Source organism: Streptomyces sp. NPDC006265, from assembly GCF_040613555.1.
GTDB lineage: Bacteria > Actinomycetota > Actinomycetes > Streptomycetales > Streptomycetaceae > Streptomyces.
On record NZ_JBEXSH010000050.1, the window covers coordinates 1 to 19744 of the forward strand.

Sequence of the window (19744 nt, forward strand, 5' to 3'; positions counted from 1 at the left end):
GCCAGCCCGACTCGGTTCCTCAGCACGCCGAGGCCGAAAGCATCGGAGGCTCCGCCCCCGGCCCCGGCGAGGACTTCGTCCCCTGCACCCCTCTGGGGGCTCCGCCCCTCGCCTCCGCACGGCTGCGCCACCGCCGTGCCCGGCCCCTGAGCTCAGGTCGGACTCCGGGTCCGTGCGCAGAGCTCGGGTGCCGAGCCTCGCGGACACGCCGGACGGGTCAGTCTGCGTACGAGCGGCCCCCCGGAGGCCGCCGCCTGGATTACTGCTGCGGGTGGTGCGGCGGGATCGGGGGCAGGTCGCCGGTCGTTTCGTACGACGCCAGCATGTCGATCCGGCGGATGTGACGTTCGTCACCGGAGAACGGCGTGCCGAGGAAGGTCTCCACGAACTTCGTCGCCTCGTCCTGCGCATGCATGCGCGCGCCCACGGCGACGACGTTGGCGTTGTTGTGCTGGCGGCCCAGGGACGCCGTCTCCTCGCTCCACGCGAGGGCCGCACGGACGCCCTTGACCTTGTTCGCGGCGATCTGCTCGCCGTTGCCCGAACCGCCGATGACGACACCGAGGGCCTCGGGGTCCGCGGCAGTGCGCTCCGCCGCCCGGAGGCAGAAGGGCGGGTAGTCGTCCTGGGCGTCGTAGATGTGCGGGCCGCAGTCGACGGGGTCGTGACCCGCCTCCTTCAGCCATTCGACGAGGTGGTTCTTGAGTTCGTAGCCCGCATGGTCCGAGCCGAGGTACACGCGCATGGGACGAGTGTGACACGGGTGTTTCGGGGCAGGCGCGCGGGGTGGCGCTCATGAAAACCCGAGGCGAATGTGAGCCGCATTACTGAACTTCAGGTAAACCTCAAGCAAAGATCTGGATTCAAAGGTTCTCCTGCTCGCTTGCCTCGGATTCACTGGACCGGCTCGTACACCGCTCATACGAGCCCCCGTACACCGGCATGCCACGGAACACCTCTTTCGTGCGGCTCGCTCGGTTCCGTACGGAAGTACAGCTCCCCGGCCCAAAGGAAATCCGTTCCATGACCTCGCAGCCGACCATGAACAAGACCGGAAACGACCCCGGAGGGCCCGGAGAACCCGGAGCCGAGGGCTCCGGGCTGCAGGCCGGGCTCAAGAGCCGGCATCTCTCGATGATCGCCATCGGCGGTGTCATCGGCGCCGGGCTCTTCGTGGGCTCCAGCTCCGGTATCGCCACCGCCGGGCCCGGCATCCTGCTGTCGTACGCCCTCGTCGGCACGCTCGTAGTGCTGGTGATGCGGATGCTCGGTGAGATGTCGGCCGCGAACCCCACGTCGGGCTCCTTCTCCGCGCACGCCGACCGGGCCCTCGGTTCCTGGGCCGGTTTCTCCATCGGCTGGCTGTACTGGTTCTTCTGGGTCGTCGTGCTCGCGGTCGAGGCGACCGCGGGGGCCGTGATCCTGGAGGGGTGGATACCGGCCGTGCCCCAGTGGGGCTGGGCCCTGATCGTGATGCTGGTGCTGACCGCCACCAACCTGGTCTCCGTCGGCTCCTACGGCGAGTTCGAGTTCTGGTTCGCGGGCATCAAGGTCGTCGCCATCGCCGCGTTCATCATCATCGGCGGGCTGGCCGTCTTCGGGCTGCTGCCGGGTGTGGACAGCGAGCAGGCCGGGCTGAGCAACCTCACCGCGCACGGCGGCTTCCTGCCGCACGGAACCGGCGCCATCCTCACCGGTGTGCTGCTCGTCGTCTTCTCCTTCATGGGCAGCGAGATCGCCACCCTGGCCGCCGGTGAGTCCGAGAACCCGCGGCAGGCCGTCACCAAGGCCACCAACAGCATCATCTGGCGTGTCGCGGTCTTCTACCTCGGCTCGATCGCCGTCGTCGTGTGCCTGCTGCCGTGGGACAGCAAGGCCATCACCAAGGACGGCTCCTACGTCGCCGCGCTCGACTCCCTCGGCATCGCGCACGCCGGTCAGATCATGAACTTCATCGTGCTGACCTCGGTGCTCTCCTGTCTCAACTCCGGCCTCTACACCGCCTCCCGCATGGCCTTCTCCCTCGGCCGGCGCGGCGACGCGCCGAGGGCCTTCGCCCGCACGACCTCCAACGGCGTGCCGCGCACGGCGATCCTGGCCTCCGTCGCCTTCGGCTTCGTGGCCGTCTTCTTCAACTACAAGTTCCCGGACTCCGTCTTCCTCTTCCTCGTGAACTCCAGTGGCGCGGTCGCCCTGTTCGTGTGGCTGGTGATCTGCTTCTCCCAGCTGCGCATGCGGAAGATCATCAAGGCCGAGGCGCCCGAGAAGCTCGTGGTGAAGATGTGGCTGTACCCGTATCTGACCTGGGCGACTGCCGCGCTGATCGTGTTCATCCTCGGCTACATGCTCACCGACACCGAGCACGACGGGCGCCAGACCATCCTGCTGTCGCTGCTCGTCGCGGCCGTGGTGCTCGTCATCGCCTTCGTGAAGAAGGGGGTGCGCGGGGGACGTCCGGCCGCCGACGCCCCGCAGGTCCAGGGTGAGGAACGCAGCGAGGTGTCGGCCCGCTGATCCTCCGGCCGCTCGCCGTTCGTCGTGAACGGGGGCCTGTGGTGCGTGCGTCGGTACGCACCACAGGCCCCTTTCGTTTGCCTGCCGCGGGTGCGCCCTACAGCACCGTGAAACTGTCCTTGACCTTCTCGTAGGCGGCGAGCGCCTCCTGCTCGATCTCCTCCCGGTACCACGTGTTGACCTGGTACGACTTGCCGGTCACGTTGAAGCCGAGCAGGCGGGCGTGCCAGTGGACGCCCTTCAGCGTGAACGTGTACTCCCAGACCACCGCCGGGTGGCCTTGGAACCTCGTCTCCTCCAGGCGGACCTTGCGGTAGTCCTGGCCCTGGTGGGCGTTGCGCTCCGAGGCCTGCCAGGTCTCCAGCAGGTCGCCGCGGGCCAGGGAGGACTTTCCGACCAGCTCCTGGGATCCGTCCGGGGAGGTGTAGTGCACCTCCGCCCCCGTCTTCACGTCCCGCCGCCAGCCGTCGGGCGTCGCCCAGGCGAACCCGCCGGCCTCCCGGTGCGTGCCGGGCGGCAGGGTCTGCGGCCTGGTGGTGCCCTCGACGGTGGGCGAGGGGGTGGTGTCCCCGGATCCCCCGGTGGTGGTCGGCGCGGACGCCGAGGAACCCGCGCGGGGAGTGTCGTCTCCGCCCGGTGAGCCCGATGACGTCGCCAGCAGGATTCCCACGACCGTACCGGCCGTGGCGAGGGTGGCTGCCACGGCGGTGAGCACCGTACGGCGACGGGGGCGGGGGCGGGGTGTGGCCGGGGCGGGCGGCCCGGGGAGTTCGCCGGGCGGCATCGACAGGGGTGTGGGGTGGGGGCGGCGCTCGGTCTCCGCCTGGGCGCGGGTGAGGGAAACGGGGCTCGGGCGGTGGGTGGTGCCGCCGGTCCGGCCCTCGTAACGGGCCGCCACCGGCTGGGTCTTCGCGCCGGCTTCCGTGGATTCCCTGGCTTCTCCGGGCGCGGGTCGGCCAGGGCCCCGTGGTGCCGGGGTGCGGGCTGAGGTCGGGGACTCCTGAGGGGGCGTGGGGAGAGGTGTCCGCGACTGCGGCTCGGGGGCCAGTGGTTGTCCCCCAAGGGATTCCAGGGCGGCGGGTACGGGCCGCGCACCCGGCGCCGAGACGTCGTCCTGCGCGAGCCTCGTTTGCGGCTCCCTTTCCGGCTCGCCTCCCCCTGCCGGTTCCGAGCCCCGCCGCCTCACAGCGACCGTCGGCGCCGGCGCCGGTGCCGGTGCCGGATACGCCACCGGCTCCAGCGTCGTTTCCAACGCCTCCAGGTCCGGGCGAGCCGACGGGTCCTTCGCCAGCAGGGACATCAGGATGTCCCGCAACGGGCCCGACACGGCGGGGAGTTCCGGCTCCTCGTACAGGACCGCGTGCAGGGTCGCCAGCGTGGTGTCGCGGGCGAACGGGGAGCGGCCGACCAGGGCCGCGCAGAGGGTCGCGCCGAGGGACCAGACGTCGGACGGCGGCCCCTGGGGGCGGGCGGAGATGCGCTCGGGGGCCATGTAGTCGGGCGAGCCGACCAGCATGCCGACCATCGTGAGCGCCTTGGTGTCCTGGATCGCGGCGATGCCGAAGTCGGTGAGGACGACGCGCCGTCCGTGGCCGAAACCGTTGCCGTTGCCGCGCGGGGATCCGGCCACCCCGTTCGCGTGTTCCACGAGCACGTTTCCGGGCTTGATGTCGCGGTGCAGTACGCCGCGTTCATGCACCTGCCGTAGCGCCGCGACCAGGCCGAGTCCGATGCGGGCCGTCTCGCCGGGGCTCAGCGGGCCCGACTCCGCGAGGATCCGTTCGAGGGAGCGGCCCGCCACCAACTCCATGACGATCCACAGGCGTTCGTCTTCGTCGACCACGTCGTAGACCCGTACGACGTTGGGGTGGTCGATCCGGGCCGTGGCCCTGGCCTCGCGCAGGGTCCGTTCGCGGCGGGTCCTGCTGTCCTCCGCGTCGAGACCGTCGATCCGCATTTCCTTGACGGCGACCTGCCGGTCGAGTATTTCGTCGGCGGCTCGCCACACCCGCCCCATTCCCCCCTGGCCGATACTTTCGACCAACCGATAGCGCCCCGTCACCAATACCCCTGGAACACCGCCACTGTTCGTATTCCCCGGCAATCCGCTGCACCCCCTCCACGACGCCGCGACCGACTCCAGTGAAACACAACGGTCACACTTCGTGCCGTACCAGGATAGTGCGGCGAAATCTTGTGGTACCTCTTTCAGTGCTGCGAATTCAGGCGCAGCACTGGGGGACGCAAGGGGGACGAACATGAGTTCTCGTCGTACGACAGCGGTCGCCGGATCGCTGGTCATGGCATCTTTCTCGGCGGTGTTGATCCTTTCCGGCACGGCCGGCGCGGAGGACGAGGGCCCCGCAAGCGGCAAGGGGGGAAAGGCGATTGACGCGGCACCGGCAGGAGTGAAGCTCACCACGACACTGCCCGGGAAGATCTCGGTCGACAACGACTCCGAAAAGACGGCGATTACCGCCACGGTGAAGAACGAGGGGAGCAAGGACAGCGGGAAGATCAGGCTGTTGGTCATCGGTTTCGACGGGCTGGTCGTCAAGAGTGTCGAGAAGTGTTCGGCGATACCCGAGAAGGGACTTCCAAAGGGCTCGAACAGCGGATTCGCATGCCCGATCGACAATCTCGCGCCCGGTAAGTCGAAGTCGTACCCCGTGGACGCGACGTTCGACCTCGGCAAGACCGGGACGATCTGTCTGCCCGTGCAGACGAGCGACGGAAAGAAGACCTTCTGGCAGCAGGGCCCGGTGCCTTTCGGCACGAGCAACCCGTCACCGGACGCCCCGGCCACGCCCCTGCTGCTCGGTACCGACAACGAGCCGGCGGGCCCGGGAGGCAAGGAGCTGCCGAAGACCGGTCCGGCCCGTGATCTGCTGCCGCTGGGCGCGGCCGGTGCGTCGCTGCTCGTGGCGGGCGTGGCCGGAATGTGGTGGTCGCAGCGGCGGCGGCCGGGGGCTCAGGAGGGCTGAACCGGCCGCCTGTCGCGTCTCGTACGCGCAGAGGCCCGCCGGGGGTGGTTCGCCCCCGGCGGGCCTCTCCGCAACGCCTGCGGTGTCACGATCGTTCGATCGCGGCGTGGTTGTTTCCAGGCCGCCGACTGTCACTCGCCTATCGGCTCTGCGGGCGTATCCAGATGCTCGTCGAGGAAGCTGTTGATGAACTCCACTCCGAAGGCGTGGGTGTCCGGAGAGACGTCGGAGGGTGGCTCACCGAACCACAGGATGGCCTGATGCACGCGTTCACACTCCGCTCCTGCCTGGAGATCGAGGAGTGACAGGGCGCCCGCAGCTCGTTGTCCGGAAACGTGGTGCCGCAAAGCTGACGTGTTGCAGGTGACACGCCTGGTTCGGTCGGAGGTCGAACGACAGGGTCAGCGCTTGTTCGCGAACTTCCAGGCCGTCGGCAGGGCGCCCATGGCCAGGGCGGCCTTCAGCGCGTCGCCGATGAGGAACGGCGTGAGGCCGGCCGCGATCGCGGCGGTGGCGGACATGCCGGTGGCGAGGGCCAGGTAGGGCACGCCGACGGCGTAGATGATGGCCTCGCCCACCAGCATCGTGACGGCCGTGCGCAGCATCGAGCGGTCGGCGCCGCGGCGGGCCAGGACGCCGACGACGGTGGAGGCGAGGATCATGCCGAGGATGTAGCCGAAGGAGGGGGCCACGCCCGAGGTGCCCTGCGCGAACCACGGCACGCCGGCGATGCCCGCCACGGCGTACAGCGCGAGCGCGAGGAAGCCGCGGCCGGCGCCGAGGGACGTGCCGACGAGCAGCGCGGCGAAGGTCTGGCCGGTCACCGGCACCGGGGAGCCCGGCACGGGCACGGAGATCTGGGCGGCGAGGCCGGTGAGCGCGGCGCCGCCGAGCACGAGGGCCGCGTCCCGGACTCGGGAGGCGGGGAGCAGGTCGGCGAGGACCTGTCCGGTGCGCAGGGGTGTGGCGGCAGCGGTGCTCATGGGGACTCCGCGAGGGTGAGGGCCGGTCGGGACACCGTGACGCTATCCCAGCGCCCTCGCCCCGATCACCGTCAGCCGTCCACAAAGGCCGGGACCGGCCGTTGGTCGACTTCGAACAAAGGGTGCGGGTTACAGCGAGTCAGGCGTGATGCCGGTCACGGTGATGGGGTGCTGTGCGACACGGGAGCGAGACAGCGGGCCTCTGTAGGTTTCCCCCAAAGGCACCGGGGCGGCCGTCTCACCCGTCGGTCGCCGTCTGGTCGGTGCGGGGCCGTTTCGGCGGCCGGGCCGCCGACCACTGGCACACCGACGTCACCGCCGCTCGGAGGAGGACGTCGACCAGGACCAGGCGGCCCGGCACGCCGGCGGTTTCGCCCAGCGGATCGTGGGCCTTTTCGGCCGGCGAGAGCCACGTCATCGAGGGCGACGCCTCGCACTACTCACCGGTCGCCGTCCAGCCACACCGAGCGACGTGACTGTCCGGATAGTGGGATGCCTCGTCGTGTGAGCGGAGAGGCATCCGAGACTGGCGGCGTTTTTGCCCTCGTACGCCTCTCATGCACAGGACGAGCCGCACCCATGCCCAGCAGCACCACCACGGGGACCCCGCCCAGCACGGACGACACCTCCCTGTCCCACGGCCTGAAGCAGCGCCATCTGTCGATGATCGCCCTCGGCGGGGTGATCGGAGCCGGTCTGTTCGTCGGCTCCGGCGCCGGTATCGCCGCGGCCGGTCCGTCGATCGTGGTCGCCTACGCCCTGTCCGGTGTCCTCGTGATGCTGGTGATGCGGATGCTCGGCGAGATGTCGGCCGCGTATCCGTCGTCGGGGTCGTTCTCGGCGCACGCGGAGCGGGCGATCGGGCCCTGGGCCGGATTCACCGCCGGCTGGTCCTTCTGGGTGCTGCTCTGCACGGCCGTCGGCCTGGAGGGCATCGGCGCCGCGAAGATCGTCAGCGGCTGGCTGCCGGGCACACCGGAGTGGGCGTGGGTCGCGCTGTTCATGGTCGTCTTCTGCGGCACGAACCTCGCGGCCGTGAAGAACTTCGGCGAGTTCGAGTTCTGGTTCGCGGCACTGAAGGTCGGCGCGATCACCTTGTTCCTGGTGCTCGGCGTCCTGGCGATCCTCGGGATCCTGCCCGGCACGGACTCCCCCGGCGCGAGCCACCTCACGGACTTCATGCCGAACGGCGGTGAGGGCCTGGTCATCGGCCTGCTCGCGTCGGTCTTCGCCTACGGCGGCCTGGAGACGGTCACCATCGCGGCGGCCGAGTCGGAGAACCCCGTCAAGGGCGTCGCGACCGCGGTGCGCACCGCGATGTGGCGCATCGCGCTGTTCTACATCGGCTCGATGGCCGTCATCGTCACCCTGGTGCCGTGGGACTCCCAGGCGGTCGTGGAGAAGGGCCCGTACGTCGCCGCCCTCGACGAGCTCGGCATCCCGGGCGCCGGCCAGCTGATGAACGTGGTCGTCCTGGTCGCCCTGCTGTCCGCCATGAACGCCAACATCTACGGCGCCTCCCGCATCGCCTACTCGCTGGTGGAGCGCGGCCAGGGCCCGAAGGGGCTGGGCCGTGTCTCGGGCGGGGTGCCGCGGATCGCCGTCCTGGCTTCCTCGGTCTTCGGGTTCCTGTGCGTGCTGCTGAGCTACTGGCGGCCCGACGACGTCTTCCCCTGGCTGCTGAACGTGATCGGCGCGGTGATCCTGGTCGTCTGGATCTTCATCGCCGTCTCGCAGCTGCGCCTGCGCCGCCGCCTGGAACGCGAGGCACCCGACAAGCTGGCCGTACGCATGTGGGCGTTCCCCTGGCTGACCTGGGTCGCCCTGGCCGGCATGGCCGCGATCTTCGTCCTGATGGCCCGGGAGCCGGACACGCGGGTGCAGTTGTACTCGACGGGCGGGATGATCCTCGTCCTGGCGGCCGTCGGGTACACGTGGCAGAAGGCCCGCGCCAAGCAGTAGGAGATCCACCGCCTTGGGCCCCCGCGGCACGCGGGGGCCTTTTGCGTGCCCGGACCACCCGTCGACTCTTTTCTGCTGCTAGCGTGCAGTTGCAAGTATCTTGCAATAACAGGTCCGGAGGGGATCCCGCCCATGCCCGTCTACACGCTGCCCGAGCTCCCGTACGACTACTCCGCGCTCGCCCCCGTGATCAGCCCCGAGATCATCGAGCTGCATCACGACAAGCACCACGCCGCCTATGTGAAGGGCGCCAACGACTCGCTGGAGCAGCTTGCCGAGGCGCGGGACAAGGAGACGTGGGGGGGCTGTCAACGGACTGGAGAAGAACCTGGCCTTCCACCTGTCCGGGCACATCCTGCACAGCATCTACTGGCAGAACATGACCGGCCCGAAGGACGGTGGCGGTGAGCCGCTGGCCGCCGACGGTGTGGGGGAGCTCGCCGACGCCATCGTCGAGTCGTTCGGGTCGTTCGCCGGCTTCAAGGCACAGCTGACCAAGGCCTCCGCGACCACGCAGGGTTCGGGCTGGGGCGTGCTCGCCTTCGAACCGCTGAGCGGGCGGCTGATCGTGGAGCAGGTCTACGACCACCAGGGCAACGTCGGCCAGGGCGCCACCCCGATCCTGGTCTTCGACGCCTGGGAGCACGCCTTCTACCTGCAGTACAAGAACCAGAAGGTCGACTTCATCGAGGCGATGTGGCAGGTCGTCAACTGGCAGGACGTCGCCAGGCGTTACGGGGCCGCCAAGTCCCGGGCGGACGTGCTGCTGCCGGCGCCGTGACGACGGCCCCCTGAAGCGTCCTGCCTCGTGATCGTCTTCTCACCCTTCACGAACGGCAGGCGGAGAGAAGGAAACCCCCGCGAGGACGTGACTCGCGGGGGTTTCCCATGGGCCCGGCGGTCGGTGCGCTACGGCTTGCGGCCCAGCCCGCCGTGCTGGCCGATCGGCTCGGTCGGAGCGCCCGGCTCGGGGTGCCACAGCGGCACCGAGACCACGCCCGGTTCCACCAGTTCCAGGCCCTCGAAGTACGCCTCGATCTGGTCGACCGGCCGCAGGAAGTACGGGACCGCGCCGGTCTCGTTGTAGGCGTCCTGGGCCTGCTCGTAGGCCGGATCTGTGCCGCGGGAGCCCTCGTTGAGGGAGAGGTGGCTGCCCGGGGGCAGACCGGCCAGGAGGCGGCGGACCAGGTCACGGGCCTGCTCGTAGTCGGCCACGTGGCCCAGGATGCCGCTGAGGATCAGGGCCGTGGGCCGGGTGAGGTCGAGGGTCTTCCCGGCGGCCTCCAGGATCTGCTCGGGCTCGTGGAGGCTGATGGGTTCGTACGCCGTCGCGCCCTCGGGGGTGGAGGTGAGCAGGGCGCGGGCGTGCGCGAGGACCAGCGGGTCGTTGTCGATATAGACGATCCGCGCCTCGGGGGCGAGGCCCTGGGCGACCTCGTGGGTGTTGTCGACGGTCGGCAGCCCGGTGCCGACGTCGAGGAACTGCCGTACGCCGGCCTCCTGGACGAGGTACCGGATGCTACGGCCCAGGAAGGCGCGGCTGCTGCGGGCGATGGTCACGATGCCGGGGAAGACGGCGGTGTACGCGTCACCCGCCGCCTCGTCCGCCGGGTAGTTGTCCTTGCCGCCCAGCCAGTAGTTCCAGATCCGGGCCGAGTGCGGCACCGACGTGTCGATCTGCGTCATGTGCCCATGGTGCTACGACACATCGGCCTCGCACGGCACATTGAGTGACAGGAGTGCGGCGGAACCGTCGGGGTTCATGCGCAGTTCGCTGATCGCCGCGTTCCGCAGCCGTGGGAGCACTCTGCGGTACTCGCCGACCGGGATCGACAGCAGGGTGCACAGCACCAGGCGCAGCAGGGTGTTGTGGGCGACGACCAGGACACGTTCGCCGGAGTGGGCGGCGGCGATGTCCCGCAGGGCGCGCACCCCGCGGGCCGCCGCCGCCAGCGGGTCCTCGGCGCCGGGGAAGGAGTGCTCCACCGGGTCGGACCGGTAGGCCGCGGCCCACTCCGGGTCCTCTGCCTCGAACTCGGCGAGCGTACGGCCTTCGACCACGCCGAAGTCACATTCACGCAGGTGGGGTTCGCTCTGGGAGATGAGGCCGAGGGCCCGGCAGGCGGGCTCGGCGGTGGCGACGGCGCGGGACAGCGGGGACGTCCAGATCGCGTCGACGGGATGGGCGCCGGCCCACCGGCCGAGTGCCTCGGCCTGGGTGCGGCCGGTGTCGGTGAGATCGATGTCGCTGATGCCGGCGTAGCGGTTCTCCGCGTGCCAGACGGTCTGTCCATGGCGGACCAGCAGAAGGGTCGTACTCATGATGCGGAAGTATCCCGGCTCAGTCGGCTGTGTGCGTGCGCGGCGACCGGCGCGGGCAGCCAGCCGCGGTCCCGCAGGGCGTCGACGAGACGCGCGTACGGCTCGGCGAAGACGGCCGTGCGGCCGGGCCGGGGCTCGACGAGGGTCCGGATGCGGACCATGCGCTCGGCGACGTCCGCGAGCGAACCGGCCCTCGACGCCCCGTACGCGGCGAGGGCCGCCATGCCCAGGGCCGGTTCCGTCTGCTCGGGGACGCGGGCCGGGCGGCCCAGGATGTCGGCGCGCAGCTGGTTCCAGTAGGGGCTGCGGGCGCCGCCGCCCGTGAAGGTGAGCGGGCCGTCAAGGGGCGCGCCGAGGTGGTGCAGGTAGTCCAGGCACAGGCGTTCGGCGAAGCCGACGCCCTGGAGGAGCGCGGCCCACAGGTCGGCGTCCTCCGCGGGATCGCCCAGGATCAGCCCGGTCGCCTCCGGGGCCCGGAAGGGGAACCGCTCCCCCGGTGACACCAGCGGGTAGGCGACCGCACGGGACGGCTCGTATGCGGCCGCCCGCGCGTCCATGCCGGCCGGTTCGGCGTCCGGGAAGCGCGCCGCGAGTGCCCCGGCCCCGACGCTCGACGCACCGCCGGGCAGCCAGGTGCCGTCCGGGGCGCGATGGTTGTAGACCACACCGGTGGGGTCGCGGACCGGGTCGCGGGCGGCGCCCTTCAGCACGAGCGTGGTGCCGAGCACGGAGTTCCAGGAGCCGGGCCGCAGCGCACCCGACGCGATCTGCGCCGCGCAGCCGTCGGTCATGCCGGCGAGCACCGGTGTACCGGTGGGGATGCCGGTGGCGTCGGCGGCGGCCGAGGAGACCTCGCCGAGGCGCGTCCCGGGGCGGACGACGCTCGGCAACAGGCCGTCGGGCACGCCCAGTCCGTCCAGGGCGGCCTGCGGCCAGCGGTCGCCGTCGAGGTCGTAGCCCGTCTTCAGGGCATGGCTGGAATCGGCCGGGGGCGGCTGGCCCGTGAGCCGGGAGACGATCAGGTCGGGCTGGTGTGCCAGGCGCAGCGAGCCGCCGCCGTACTCCCCCAGCAGCCACAGCGCCTTCGGCAGCGCCCAGGTGTCCTGGACGGCGAGCCCCGCCGCGCGGGCCCGCGCGGCTTCGGCCTTCGCCCGCCCGTCGTCGTACATCAGCGCGGGGCTCACCGGACGGCCCGAGCCGTCCGTGAGCAGGACCGTGCCGGAGGTGCCGCACACCGCGAGGCCGCCGACCGGCGGGTCCGGGGGCGCGGAGCCGAGGGCCGCCCGGGACGCCGTGCACAGCGCCGCCCACCATCGCAGCGGGTCCTGCTCGTGCCGCACCCCGTCCCGGCGGCCCGTCAGCGGGGCCGAGCCGCTGCCGAGGACCTGGCCGTCGGCGGTGACGAGCAGCACGCGGACACTCTGCGTGCCCAGGTCGATGCCCAGCCAGCCCGCACCCTCGTCCACCATCCGGAACCTCCCGTGCCGTCGCAGCCGGATCTGTGAACTTCTCACTGTGCCCCGATATTTTCCCGTGCGCGAGGGATTGACGCCCAACTTCAGCCGTTCCACCCTCTGTTAACGAGTCGACTCGACGTGTTAACCAGGCCCCACGCGGAGGTACGGATGGACACGCACGTGCACGACCGCCGGCGCTTCCTCTCCCTCGCCGCCGGGGCGGCCGCGGCCCCGTTACTCACGGCCTGCGGCGCCGGTTTCGGCGGGAACGACGACAAGAGCGACGGGTCCGCGGCGGACGACGTCACCGGTTCCTTCGACTGGAAGCGGGAGAAGGGCACCACCGTCAAGGCCCTGCTCAACAAGCACCCGTACACGGACGCCCTCATCGCCGACCTCAAGTCGTTCACCGCGAAGACCGGCATCAAGGTCGAGTACGACGTCTTCCCCGAGGACAACTACTTCGACAAGCTCACCGTGGACCTGTCCAGCGGGCGTGCCTCCTACGACGTCTTCATGCTCGGCGCGTACATGGTGTGGCAGTACGGGCCGCCGAACTGGCTGGAGGATCTCGGCCCCTGGATGCGCAACTCCTCGGCGACGGGCGCCGAATGGGACCAGGCGGACTTCTTCCCGAACCTGCTCCAGGCCGACCAGTGGTCTTTGAAGGCGGGCGCGCCGTTGGGCCAGGGCGGGCAGTACGCGCTGCCGTGGGGCTGGGAGACGAACGTCGTCGCCTACAACACCGAGTTGTTCAGGAAGCTGGGTGTGAAGCCCGCCGAGTCCTTCGACGAGCTGACCGAACTCGCCGGGACCATCAAGCGCAAGGCGCCGGGCGCAGGCTTCGACGGCATGTACGGGATCGCCGTGCGCGGGTCCAGGAGCTGGGCCACCATCCACCCCGGCTTCATGACGATGTACGCCCGCAACGGGCTGAAGGACTTCACGGTCGACGGCGGGAAGCTCACCCCCGCCATGAACAGCCCGGAGGCCGTCGCCTTCACCGAGGACTGGGCCCGCATGGTCAAGCGGGGCGGGCCGCCGTCCTGGACGTCGTACACCTGGTACCAGTGCTCCAGCGACCTGGGCGCGAAGAAGGCCGGGATGCTGTTCGACGCCGACACGGCCGCCTACTTCCAGGCGGTGAAGGGCGCCAGCCCCGCCTCCGGGAAGATCGCCTTCCACCCGGGGCCGAAGGGGCCCGGCGGGTCGCTGGCGACCAACATGTGGATCTGGTCGCTCGGCATGAACGCCAAGAGCGAGAAGAAGAGCGCCAGCTGGCTGTTCCTGCAGTGGGCGACCGGCAAGGAGCACCTGCGCAGGAGCGCCATCACGCACAACCACATCGACCCGGTGCGCAAGTCCGTCGCCGACGACGCCGCGTACAAGGACAAGATGCGGCACCTGCCGGGCTTCCTGGAGACCTTCGAGACGGTCGTCGACCAGACGAAGATCCAGTTCACGCCGCAGGCGCAGTTCTTCGACGCGACGACCAGCTGGGCGGCGGCCCTCCAGGAGATCTACGGGGGCAAGGGCGCGAAGTCGGTCCTGGACGGGCTGGCGGACGACCTCGCCGGCAAGGTGGGCTAGCCGATGGGGTGGCGGCTCGCGCTGCGTCCGTACGTCCTGATCGTGCCCGCCCTGCTGCTGACCTGCGGGATCCTCTACCCCTTCGGGCTCGGGCTGTACTACACGCTGTTCGACTTCTCGGCGAGCAAACCGCAGCCGGACATGGTGCGCTTCGAGAACTACAGAGCCGTCTTCACCCAGGAGGCGTTCTGGAACTCGGCGTGGGTGACGGTGCTGTACGCGGTGGGGGCGGCCCTCACCGAGACCGTGCTCGGCGTGGCCGTCGCCCTGCTCCTGTACCGCTCGAGCCTGCTGGGCCGGGTGCTGGAGAAGATCCTGATCCTGCCGTTGATGATCGCCCCGGTGATCGCGGCGATCATCTGGAAGCTGATGCTCCAGCCGTCGGTCGGGGTGGTCAACCACCTGCTCAAGCCCTTCGGGCTGGGCGGGGTGCAGTGGACCGACACCCCGACGGGTGCGCTGCTGTCGTCGATCGCCGTGGACGTGTGGGTCTACACCCCGTTCGTGGCGATCCTCGCCCTCGCCGGTCTGCGGTCGCTGCCCACCTCCCCGTTCGAGGCGGCGGCCGTGGACGGCGCGGGGTGGTGGTACACCTTCCGCCGCCTGACCCTGCCGATGCTGTGGCCGTACGTCCTGGTCGCGGTGATCTTCCGGTTCATGGACTCGCTGAAGGTGTTCGACATCATCTACGCCCTGACGGAGGGCGGGCCGGGTGACTCGACCGTCGTGCTCCAGATCCGGGCCTATCTGGAAGCCATCCGCTTCCAGCGCTACTCCTTCGGGATCTCCTACACGATCGTGCTGTGGGCCGTGGTGTATCTGGCCGCCATGGTGCTGGTGAAACACCTGGGGAAGATCCAGCGGAAGGCCGCGGAGGTCACCACATGAGGAAACGCCTGGTGGGGTGGTTGTGCGACACCGCCCTCGTCCTCTACTTCGTCTTCGCGCTGTTCCCGATCGCCTGGATGGTGATCCTCTCGCTGAAGCCGGCCGACCAGCTCTTCTCCACCTACTTCTCCTTCTCCCCCACCCTCGACGGCTACCGGACGGTCCTCGGCGACAGCGAGGGCATCCCGTTCGTGCGCTTCTTCGTCAACAGCCTGGTGGTGTCGGTCGGGGCGGTCGTGCTGTCGCTGGCGGTGGGACTGCCGGCGGCGTACGCCTCGGCACGGTGGCGGTTCAAGGGCTCGGAGAACCTGATGTTCACGCTGCTGTCGTTCCGCTTCGCACCCGAACTCACGGTGATCATTCCGCTGTTCGTGCTGTACCAGAAGCTCGGGCTCTTCGACACGTACGTCGGCATGGTGTGGGTGCTGCAACTCGTCACGCTGCCGCTGATCGTGTGGATCATGCGGTCCTACTTCGCCGATCTGACCCCGGAGCTGGAGCAGGCGGCCCTGCTGGACGGCTACACCCGCAAGCAGGCGTTCTTCAAGGTGGCGCTCCCGCTGGTCAAGCCGGGCATCGCGGCCGTGTCGCTGCTGGCCTTCATCTTCGCCTGGAACAACTTCGTCTTCCCGCTGATCCTCACCTCCAACGAGGCCCAGACGGTGACCGTGGGCGCCCTGTCCTTCCTCGGCGGGGACCGGCCCAAGTACAACCTCACGGCCGCCGCCGCGCTCGTCTCCGTCGTGCCGCCGCTGCTGCTGGCGCTGACGATCCAGCGGTATCTGGTGCGGGGCCTGTCGTTCGGGGCGGTGAAGTCATGATCCGGCTGAGCGGGATACGCAAGGCGTACGGGAAGACCCTCGCCCTCGACGAACTCGAACTGGAGGTACGGGAGGGCGAGTTCTTCTGCCTGCTGGGCCCGTCGGGCGCGGGTAAGACCACGACCTTGAAAACCGTCGCCGGGCTCGAACGGCCCGACTCCGGCACGGTCGTGCTCGACGGCGAGGACATGCGGGATGTCGAGCCGTACGACCGGGGCGTCGCGATGTGCTTCGAGAGCTACGCCCTCTACCCGCACTGCTCGGCCTACGACAACCTCGCCTCGCCGCTGCGCTCGCCCCGGCACCGGCTGCCCGCCGCCGAGGCCCGGCAGCGGATCGGCGCGATCGCCGAACTGCTCGGCATCTCCGGACTGCTGGACCGGCCCGTGAGCGCGCTGTCCAACGGCCAGCGGCAGCGGGTCGCCCTCGGCCGGGTGCTGGTCCGCCCCGCCCGGGCCTTCCTGCTCGACGAGCCGCTCTCCCACCTCGACGCCAAGCTCCGCCAGCAGATGCGGGCCGAGCTGAAGGCGATCGGGGCCGTGCAGCACACCACCACCCTCTACGTGACCCACGACTCGGTCGAGGCGCTGGCGCTCGGCGACCGGATCGGGGTCATCCGGGAGGGCCGCATCGTGCAGACGGGCACGCGGGAGGAGATCTGGTACCGGCCGCACGACACCGAGGTTGCGCGGGCCTTCGGCCGGCCCCGGATCAACCTGCTGCCGGGAGTGGTGACGGAGCACGGCGTGCGCTCGGACGGCGGTGTGGAACTGCCGGTCCGGTCACAGGCCGCACCGGGCACGGACGTCCTGGTCGGTCTGCGCCCCCGGGACCTCGCCCTGCACGGCGAGGGCCACGAGCTGACCGGGACCGTGTACGTCACAGAGGTGCTCGGCCGGGCCGTCGAGGTCACCGTCCGGCTCGGGTCCGGGGAGCGGCGGGTGTCGCTGGTGGTCCCGAGGGCGGACGCGGCGCGCCTTCGTGCGGACGATCCGGTACGGCTCGTGGTCCGGCCTGAGAACCTGCTGCTGTTCGAGGCCGACCGGCCGGAGCGACCGGGACGACGGATAGAGACTCAGCCATGAGCAGCAACAGCAGTGGTGGACAGCACGGGCCCGCGGTGCGGCAGGCCGCCATGGCCGAGCAGGTGCTGGCCGACGGCTCGGCGACGGCGGCGGAGCTCGCCGAGCGGTTCGGGGTGAGCCTGATGACCATCCACCGGGACCTCGACGAGCTCGAACGGCAGGGCATCGTACGGAAGTTCCGGGGCGGGGTGACCGCGCAGCCGTCGGGGGTCTTCGAGTCGAACGTGCAGTACCGGCTGAAGAGCATGCGGGCCGAGAAGACGGCCGTCGCCGAGCACGCGCTGCGGATGGTCGAGCCCGGGATGGCGATCCTGCTGGACGACTCCACGTCCACCCTGGAGATAGCCAGACGGCTGCGCACGGCCGAGGTCACGCCGCTGACGGTCGTCACCAACTTCCTGGAGGCCATCAACCTCCTCTCCGACCAGCGCGGCATCCATCTGATGGCGCTGGGCGGCGACTACGACCCGCTGCACTCCTCGTTCCTCGGGGTGTCCTGCGTGGAGGCCGTCCAGCAGCTCCGGGTGGACGTGTGCTTCGCGTCGACGTCGGCCGTGCACGGGGGTTACGCCTACCACCAGGAGCAGCACATCGTGTCGGTGAAGCGGGCGATGCTCGACGCGGCGGCGCGGAACGTCCTGCTGATCGACCACACCAAGCTCGGCCGGGTCGCCCTGCACCGGGTCGTCCCGCTGTCCCGCTTCGACACGCTCCTCGTGGACGACGGGGCGTCGCCGGAGGCACTGCGGGATCTGGACGAGCACAAGGTCCGTTACGAGGTTTGCGGGAAAGGCGGCCATGACGGGAACGGGACTGGAGCTTCGTGAGCTGCGGAAGACCTACCGGTCGCGTGGGCGGCCTTCCGTGGACGCCGTCCGCGGGATCGACCTGACCCTGCGGTCCGGCGAGTTGCTCGGGCTGCTCGGGCCGTCCGGGTGCGGCAAGTCGACCACGTTACGGATGATCGCCGGGCTGGAGTCCGTCACCGGCGGGGACATCCTGGTCGGCGGGGCGTCGGTCGTCGAACGGCCCGCTCAGCGGCGGAACATCGGGGTCGCGTTCGAGAATTACGCGCTGTATCCGCCGCTTTCGGTCGCGGAGAACCTGGCGTTCGGGCTGAAGGCCCGGCGCAGAGCCGCCCGCGGTTCCGGCGATGACGTCGAACGCAAGGTGAAGGACATCGCCGAGCGGGTCGGCCTGACCGACCTCCTCGGCGCCCGCCCGGCCGGCCTGTCCAGCGGCCAGAAGCAGCGCGTCTCCCTGGCCCGGGCCCTGATCCGCGAACCCGATGTCCTGCTCCTCGACGAACCCCTCTCCCACCTGGACGCGGCCCAGCGCGACTCCACCCGCCGGGAACTCAAGCGCATCCAGAAGGACCTGGGCCACACCACGATCCTGGTCACCCACGACCAGGAGGAGGCCCTCTCCCTCGCCGACCGGATCGCCGTGATGAAGGACGGCGTCATCCAGCAGCTCGGCACGCCCTACGAGATCTACGACAGTCCGGCCAACGTGTTCGTCGCGGACTTCGTCGGCGAACCGGCGATCACCCTGCTGCCCGGCATCGCCGGGGACGGCCGCGCCCGGCTCTCCGAGGCGGTGCGCATCGCGCTGCCCGTGCCGGTGGACGAGGGCCGGAAGGTGGTGGTCGGGATCCGCCCCGAGGACGTCCGCCTCACCGCCGAGGGCGGTCTGCCCGCCCGGGTCGTCGCCCATGAACCGCTCCTGGAGTCGGGCCTGGCGACCCTCGCCCTGGACGGTGTCGAACGGCATCTGGTCGTCCTCACCGATCCCGAGGTGCGGCTCGCGCACGACGAGCGGGTCCGGGTCGCCGCCGACCCCCGGCACACCCATGTCTTCGACGCCGAGACGGGAGTTTCCCTGCGATGACTGACGGAAACAGCGTGCGTGTCGTGGCCGCCGGTGACCACTTCGTCCTGCCGTCGCTGATCGCGCGGGCGGTGGAGCACGAGGTGGGGCGGGCGGACGTCGGGGAACTGACACTGGGCTGGCCACTGGAGCCGTTCGGGCCGGTCGCCGAGGTGCAGGAGGCCAGCGACGCCGAGGACGCGATGATCGAGGCGCTGGCCGGGGCGGAGGTCCTCGTCACGCAGATGGGCCCGGTGACGGAGAAGGTCCTCGCCGCCTGCCCGGATCTGAAGCTGGTCGTGGTCTGCCGGGGCGGGCCGGTCAACGTCAATCTGGACGCGGCCAGGAACCATGACGTGCGGGTGTGCTTCGCGCCCGGCCGCAACGCCGCCGCCACCGCCGAGTTCACCGTGGGGATGATGCTGGCCGCCCTGCGCCGCATCCCCCAGGCCCACGACCCGCTCGCCCGGCAGGGCAGCTGGGAAGGGGCGACGTACTACACCTACGGGCGCAGCGGTCTGGAGCTGGAGGACCTGCCCGTCGGTCTGGTCGGGTACGGGGCCGTCGGCAGCCGGGTCGCACGGGTGCTGTGCGCGTTCGGGGCCCGGGTGATGGTCCACGACCCGTATGTGCACGGCGAGATCCACGGCCTGCGGGTGACGTCCCTCGACGACCTCCTGCGCCGCTCCCAGGTGATCACCCTGCACGCCCGGCTCACGCCCGAGACGCGGGGGCTGATCGGCGCCCGGGAGCTGGGGCTGCTGCCGTCCGGCGCGGTGGTGGTGAACGTGGCCCGGGGCCCGCTGCTGGACGAGGGCGCGCTGTGCGACGCGCTGGAGAGCGGGCGGGTGTCGGCGGCGGCTCTGGACACCTATGAGCGGGAGCCGCTGCCGGCGGAGTCCCGGTTGCTGGGGCTGGCCGACCGCGTGGTCCTCACCCCCCACTTGGGCGGGGCGTCGCGGGCGGTCGCGGAGAAGGCCGCCCGGATCGCCGCCGAAGAGGTGGGCCGCTGGGTGCGCGGGGAGCCGCTCGCGCACTGTCTGACCTGAGGACCCGGAGGAGAGCCGCATGTACATCGGTATCGATGTGGGCACGTCCATGGTCAAGGCGGCGGCCTTCGACGCCACGGGCCGTGAACTCGCCGTGGCGTCCCGCCCCGTGGATCTCTCACATCACGGCGGGGTCGGCGAGGGGGGGCTGTAGGGGGTGGTAGGGGCGGTCGGAGCCGTACTAGGATAGCTCACCGGGGGGGTGCCGGTGCCGGTCGTT

The 19744-nt window shown here is 70.4% G+C and carries 18 protein-coding genes and 2 pseudogenes; 12 read left to right on the plus strand and 8 right to left on the minus strand.

Going from position 1 to position 19744, the window contains the following annotated elements; genetic code table 11:
* Positions 1 to 259: 259 nt before the first annotated feature.
* Positions 260 to 745: a ribose-5-phosphate isomerase gene (locus tag ABZ281_RS07000; RefSeq protein ID WP_356652900.1), complete on the minus strand. Its 486-nt coding sequence runs from the start codon at positions 743 to 745 to the stop codon at positions 260 to 262.
* A 278-nt stretch (positions 746 to 1023) separates the two neighbouring features.
* Here ABZ281_RS07000 and ABZ281_RS07005 point away from each other — a divergent pair, with 278 nt between their 5' ends.
* Positions 1024 to 2514 carry an amino acid permease gene (locus ABZ281_RS07005; RefSeq protein ID WP_356652902.1) on the plus strand — a complete coding sequence of 497 codons (1491 nt, stop codon included), beginning with the start codon at positions 1024 to 1026 and terminating at the stop codon, positions 2512 to 2514.
* 97 nt (positions 2515 to 2611) lie between these two features.
* Here ABZ281_RS07005 and ABZ281_RS07010 read toward each other — a convergent pair whose 3' ends face one another.
* A complete protein-coding gene (locus ABZ281_RS07010; RefSeq protein WP_356652904.1) occupies positions 2612 to 4579 on the minus strand; it encodes a protein kinase in 1968 nt (655 codons plus the stop codon).
* Between the two features lie 193 nt (positions 4580 to 4772).
* On the opposite strand from ABZ281_RS07010, the gene ABZ281_RS07015 reads away from it, so the two are divergent.
* Complete coding sequence (locus ABZ281_RS07015) at positions 4773 to 5498, plus strand: LPXTG cell wall anchor domain-containing protein (RefSeq protein WP_356652906.1); 726 nt, start codon at positions 4773 to 4775, stop codon at positions 5496 to 5498.
* 131 nt (positions 5499 to 5629) lie between these two features.
* Here ABZ281_RS07015 and ABZ281_RS07020 read toward each other — a convergent pair whose 3' ends face one another.
* From ABZ281_RS07020 to ABZ281_RS07030, 3 genes are all read right to left on the minus strand, one after another.
* Positions 5630 to 5764, minus strand: coding sequence for a hypothetical protein (locus ABZ281_RS07020; protein WP_356652908.1), 135 nt, complete (start codon positions 5762 to 5764; stop codon positions 5630 to 5632).
* A gap of 135 nt (positions 5765 to 5899) precedes the next feature.
* The gene (locus ABZ281_RS07025) at positions 5900 to 6481 is read right to left on the minus strand and encodes a biotin transporter BioY (protein WP_356652910.1); all 582 of its coding nucleotides are present in this window, start codon (positions 6479 to 6481) and stop codon (positions 5900 to 5902) included.
* 238 nt (positions 6482 to 6719) lie between these two features.
* Positions 6720 to 6899, minus strand: coding sequence for a hypothetical protein (locus ABZ281_RS07030; RefSeq protein ID WP_356652912.1), 180 nt, complete (start codon positions 6897 to 6899; stop codon positions 6720 to 6722).
* 161 nt (positions 6900 to 7060) lie between these two features.
* On the opposite strand from ABZ281_RS07030, the gene ABZ281_RS07035 reads away from it, so the two are divergent.
* Both ABZ281_RS07035 and ABZ281_RS07040 read left to right on the plus strand, forming a co-directional pair.
* The gene (locus tag ABZ281_RS07035) at positions 7061 to 8443 is read left to right on the plus strand and encodes an amino acid permease (protein WP_356652914.1); all 1383 of its coding nucleotides are present in this window, start codon (positions 7061 to 7063) and stop codon (positions 8441 to 8443) included.
* 132 nt (positions 8444 to 8575) lie between these two features.
* Positions 8576 to 9224: pseudogene (locus tag ABZ281_RS07040) on the plus strand (superoxide dismutase).
* 128 nt (positions 9225 to 9352) lie between these two features.
* Here ABZ281_RS07040 and ABZ281_RS07045 read toward each other — a convergent pair.
* The 3 genes from ABZ281_RS07045 to ABZ281_RS07055 are packed head-to-tail and all read right to left on the minus strand — an operon-like array spanning position 9353 to position 12234.
* The gene (locus tag ABZ281_RS07045) at positions 9353 to 10129 is read right to left on the minus strand and encodes an SAM-dependent methyltransferase (RefSeq protein WP_356652916.1); all 777 of its coding nucleotides are present in this window, start codon (positions 10127 to 10129) and stop codon (positions 9353 to 9355) included.
* Between the two features lie 12 nt (positions 10130 to 10141).
* Positions 10142 to 10765, minus strand: a complete 624-nt coding sequence (locus tag ABZ281_RS07050; protein WP_356652918.1) for a histidine phosphatase family protein — start codon at positions 10763 to 10765, stop codon at positions 10142 to 10144.
* Positions 10762 to 12234 carry an FGGY-family carbohydrate kinase gene (locus ABZ281_RS07055; protein WP_356652920.1) on the minus strand — a complete coding sequence of 491 codons (1473 nt, stop codon included), beginning with the start codon at positions 12232 to 12234 and terminating at the stop codon, positions 10762 to 10764. The genes ABZ281_RS07050 and ABZ281_RS07055 overlap by 4 nt, the downstream gene beginning before the upstream one ends.
* 156 nt (positions 12235 to 12390) lie before the next feature.
* Here ABZ281_RS07055 and ABZ281_RS07060 point away from each other — a divergent pair, with 156 nt between their 5' ends.
* From ABZ281_RS07060 to ABZ281_RS07095, 8 genes and pseudogenes are all read left to right on the plus strand, one after another.
* Entirely contained in the window at positions 12391 to 13812 is a 1422-nt protein-coding gene (locus tag ABZ281_RS07060) for a sugar ABC transporter substrate-binding protein (RefSeq protein WP_356652922.1), read from the plus strand.
* Positions 13813 to 13815: 3 nt separating this feature from the next.
* On the plus strand, positions 13816 to 14700 hold the full coding sequence (locus tag ABZ281_RS07065; RefSeq protein WP_356652924.1) for a sugar ABC transporter permease: 885 nt from the start codon (positions 13816 to 13818) through the stop codon (positions 14698 to 14700).
* Positions 14697 to 15521, plus strand: a complete 825-nt coding sequence (locus ABZ281_RS07070) for a carbohydrate ABC transporter permease (RefSeq protein ID WP_356652926.1) — start codon at positions 14697 to 14699, stop codon at positions 15519 to 15521. Before ABZ281_RS07065 ends, ABZ281_RS07070 begins: the two co-directional genes overlap by 4 nt.
* The gene (locus ABZ281_RS07075) at positions 15518 to 16606 is read left to right on the plus strand and encodes an ABC transporter ATP-binding protein (protein WP_356652928.1); all 1089 of its coding nucleotides are present in this window, start codon (positions 15518 to 15520) and stop codon (positions 16604 to 16606) included. The genes ABZ281_RS07070 and ABZ281_RS07075 overlap by 4 nt, the downstream gene beginning before the upstream one ends.
* Positions 16603 to 17433 carry a DeoR/GlpR family DNA-binding transcription regulator gene (locus ABZ281_RS07080; RefSeq protein WP_356652930.1) on the plus strand — a complete coding sequence of 277 codons (831 nt, stop codon included), beginning with the start codon at positions 16603 to 16605 and terminating at the stop codon, positions 17431 to 17433. Before ABZ281_RS07075 ends, ABZ281_RS07080 begins: the two co-directional genes overlap by 4 nt.
* On the plus strand, positions 17405 to 18496 hold the full coding sequence (locus ABZ281_RS07085) for an ABC transporter ATP-binding protein (RefSeq protein WP_356652932.1): 1092 nt from the start codon (positions 17405 to 17407) through the stop codon (positions 18494 to 18496). The genes ABZ281_RS07080 and ABZ281_RS07085 overlap by 29 nt, the downstream gene beginning before the upstream one ends.
* The gene (locus ABZ281_RS07090) at positions 18493 to 19524 is read left to right on the plus strand and encodes a 2-hydroxyacid dehydrogenase (RefSeq protein WP_356652934.1); all 1032 of its coding nucleotides are present in this window, start codon (positions 18493 to 18495) and stop codon (positions 19522 to 19524) included. Before ABZ281_RS07085 ends, ABZ281_RS07090 begins: the two co-directional genes overlap by 4 nt.
* Before the next feature lie 19 nt (positions 19525 to 19543).
* Positions 19544 to 19711: pseudogene (locus tag ABZ281_RS07095) on the plus strand (carbohydrate kinase); the annotation flags it as partial.
* Positions 19712 to 19744: the final 33 nt, after the last annotated feature.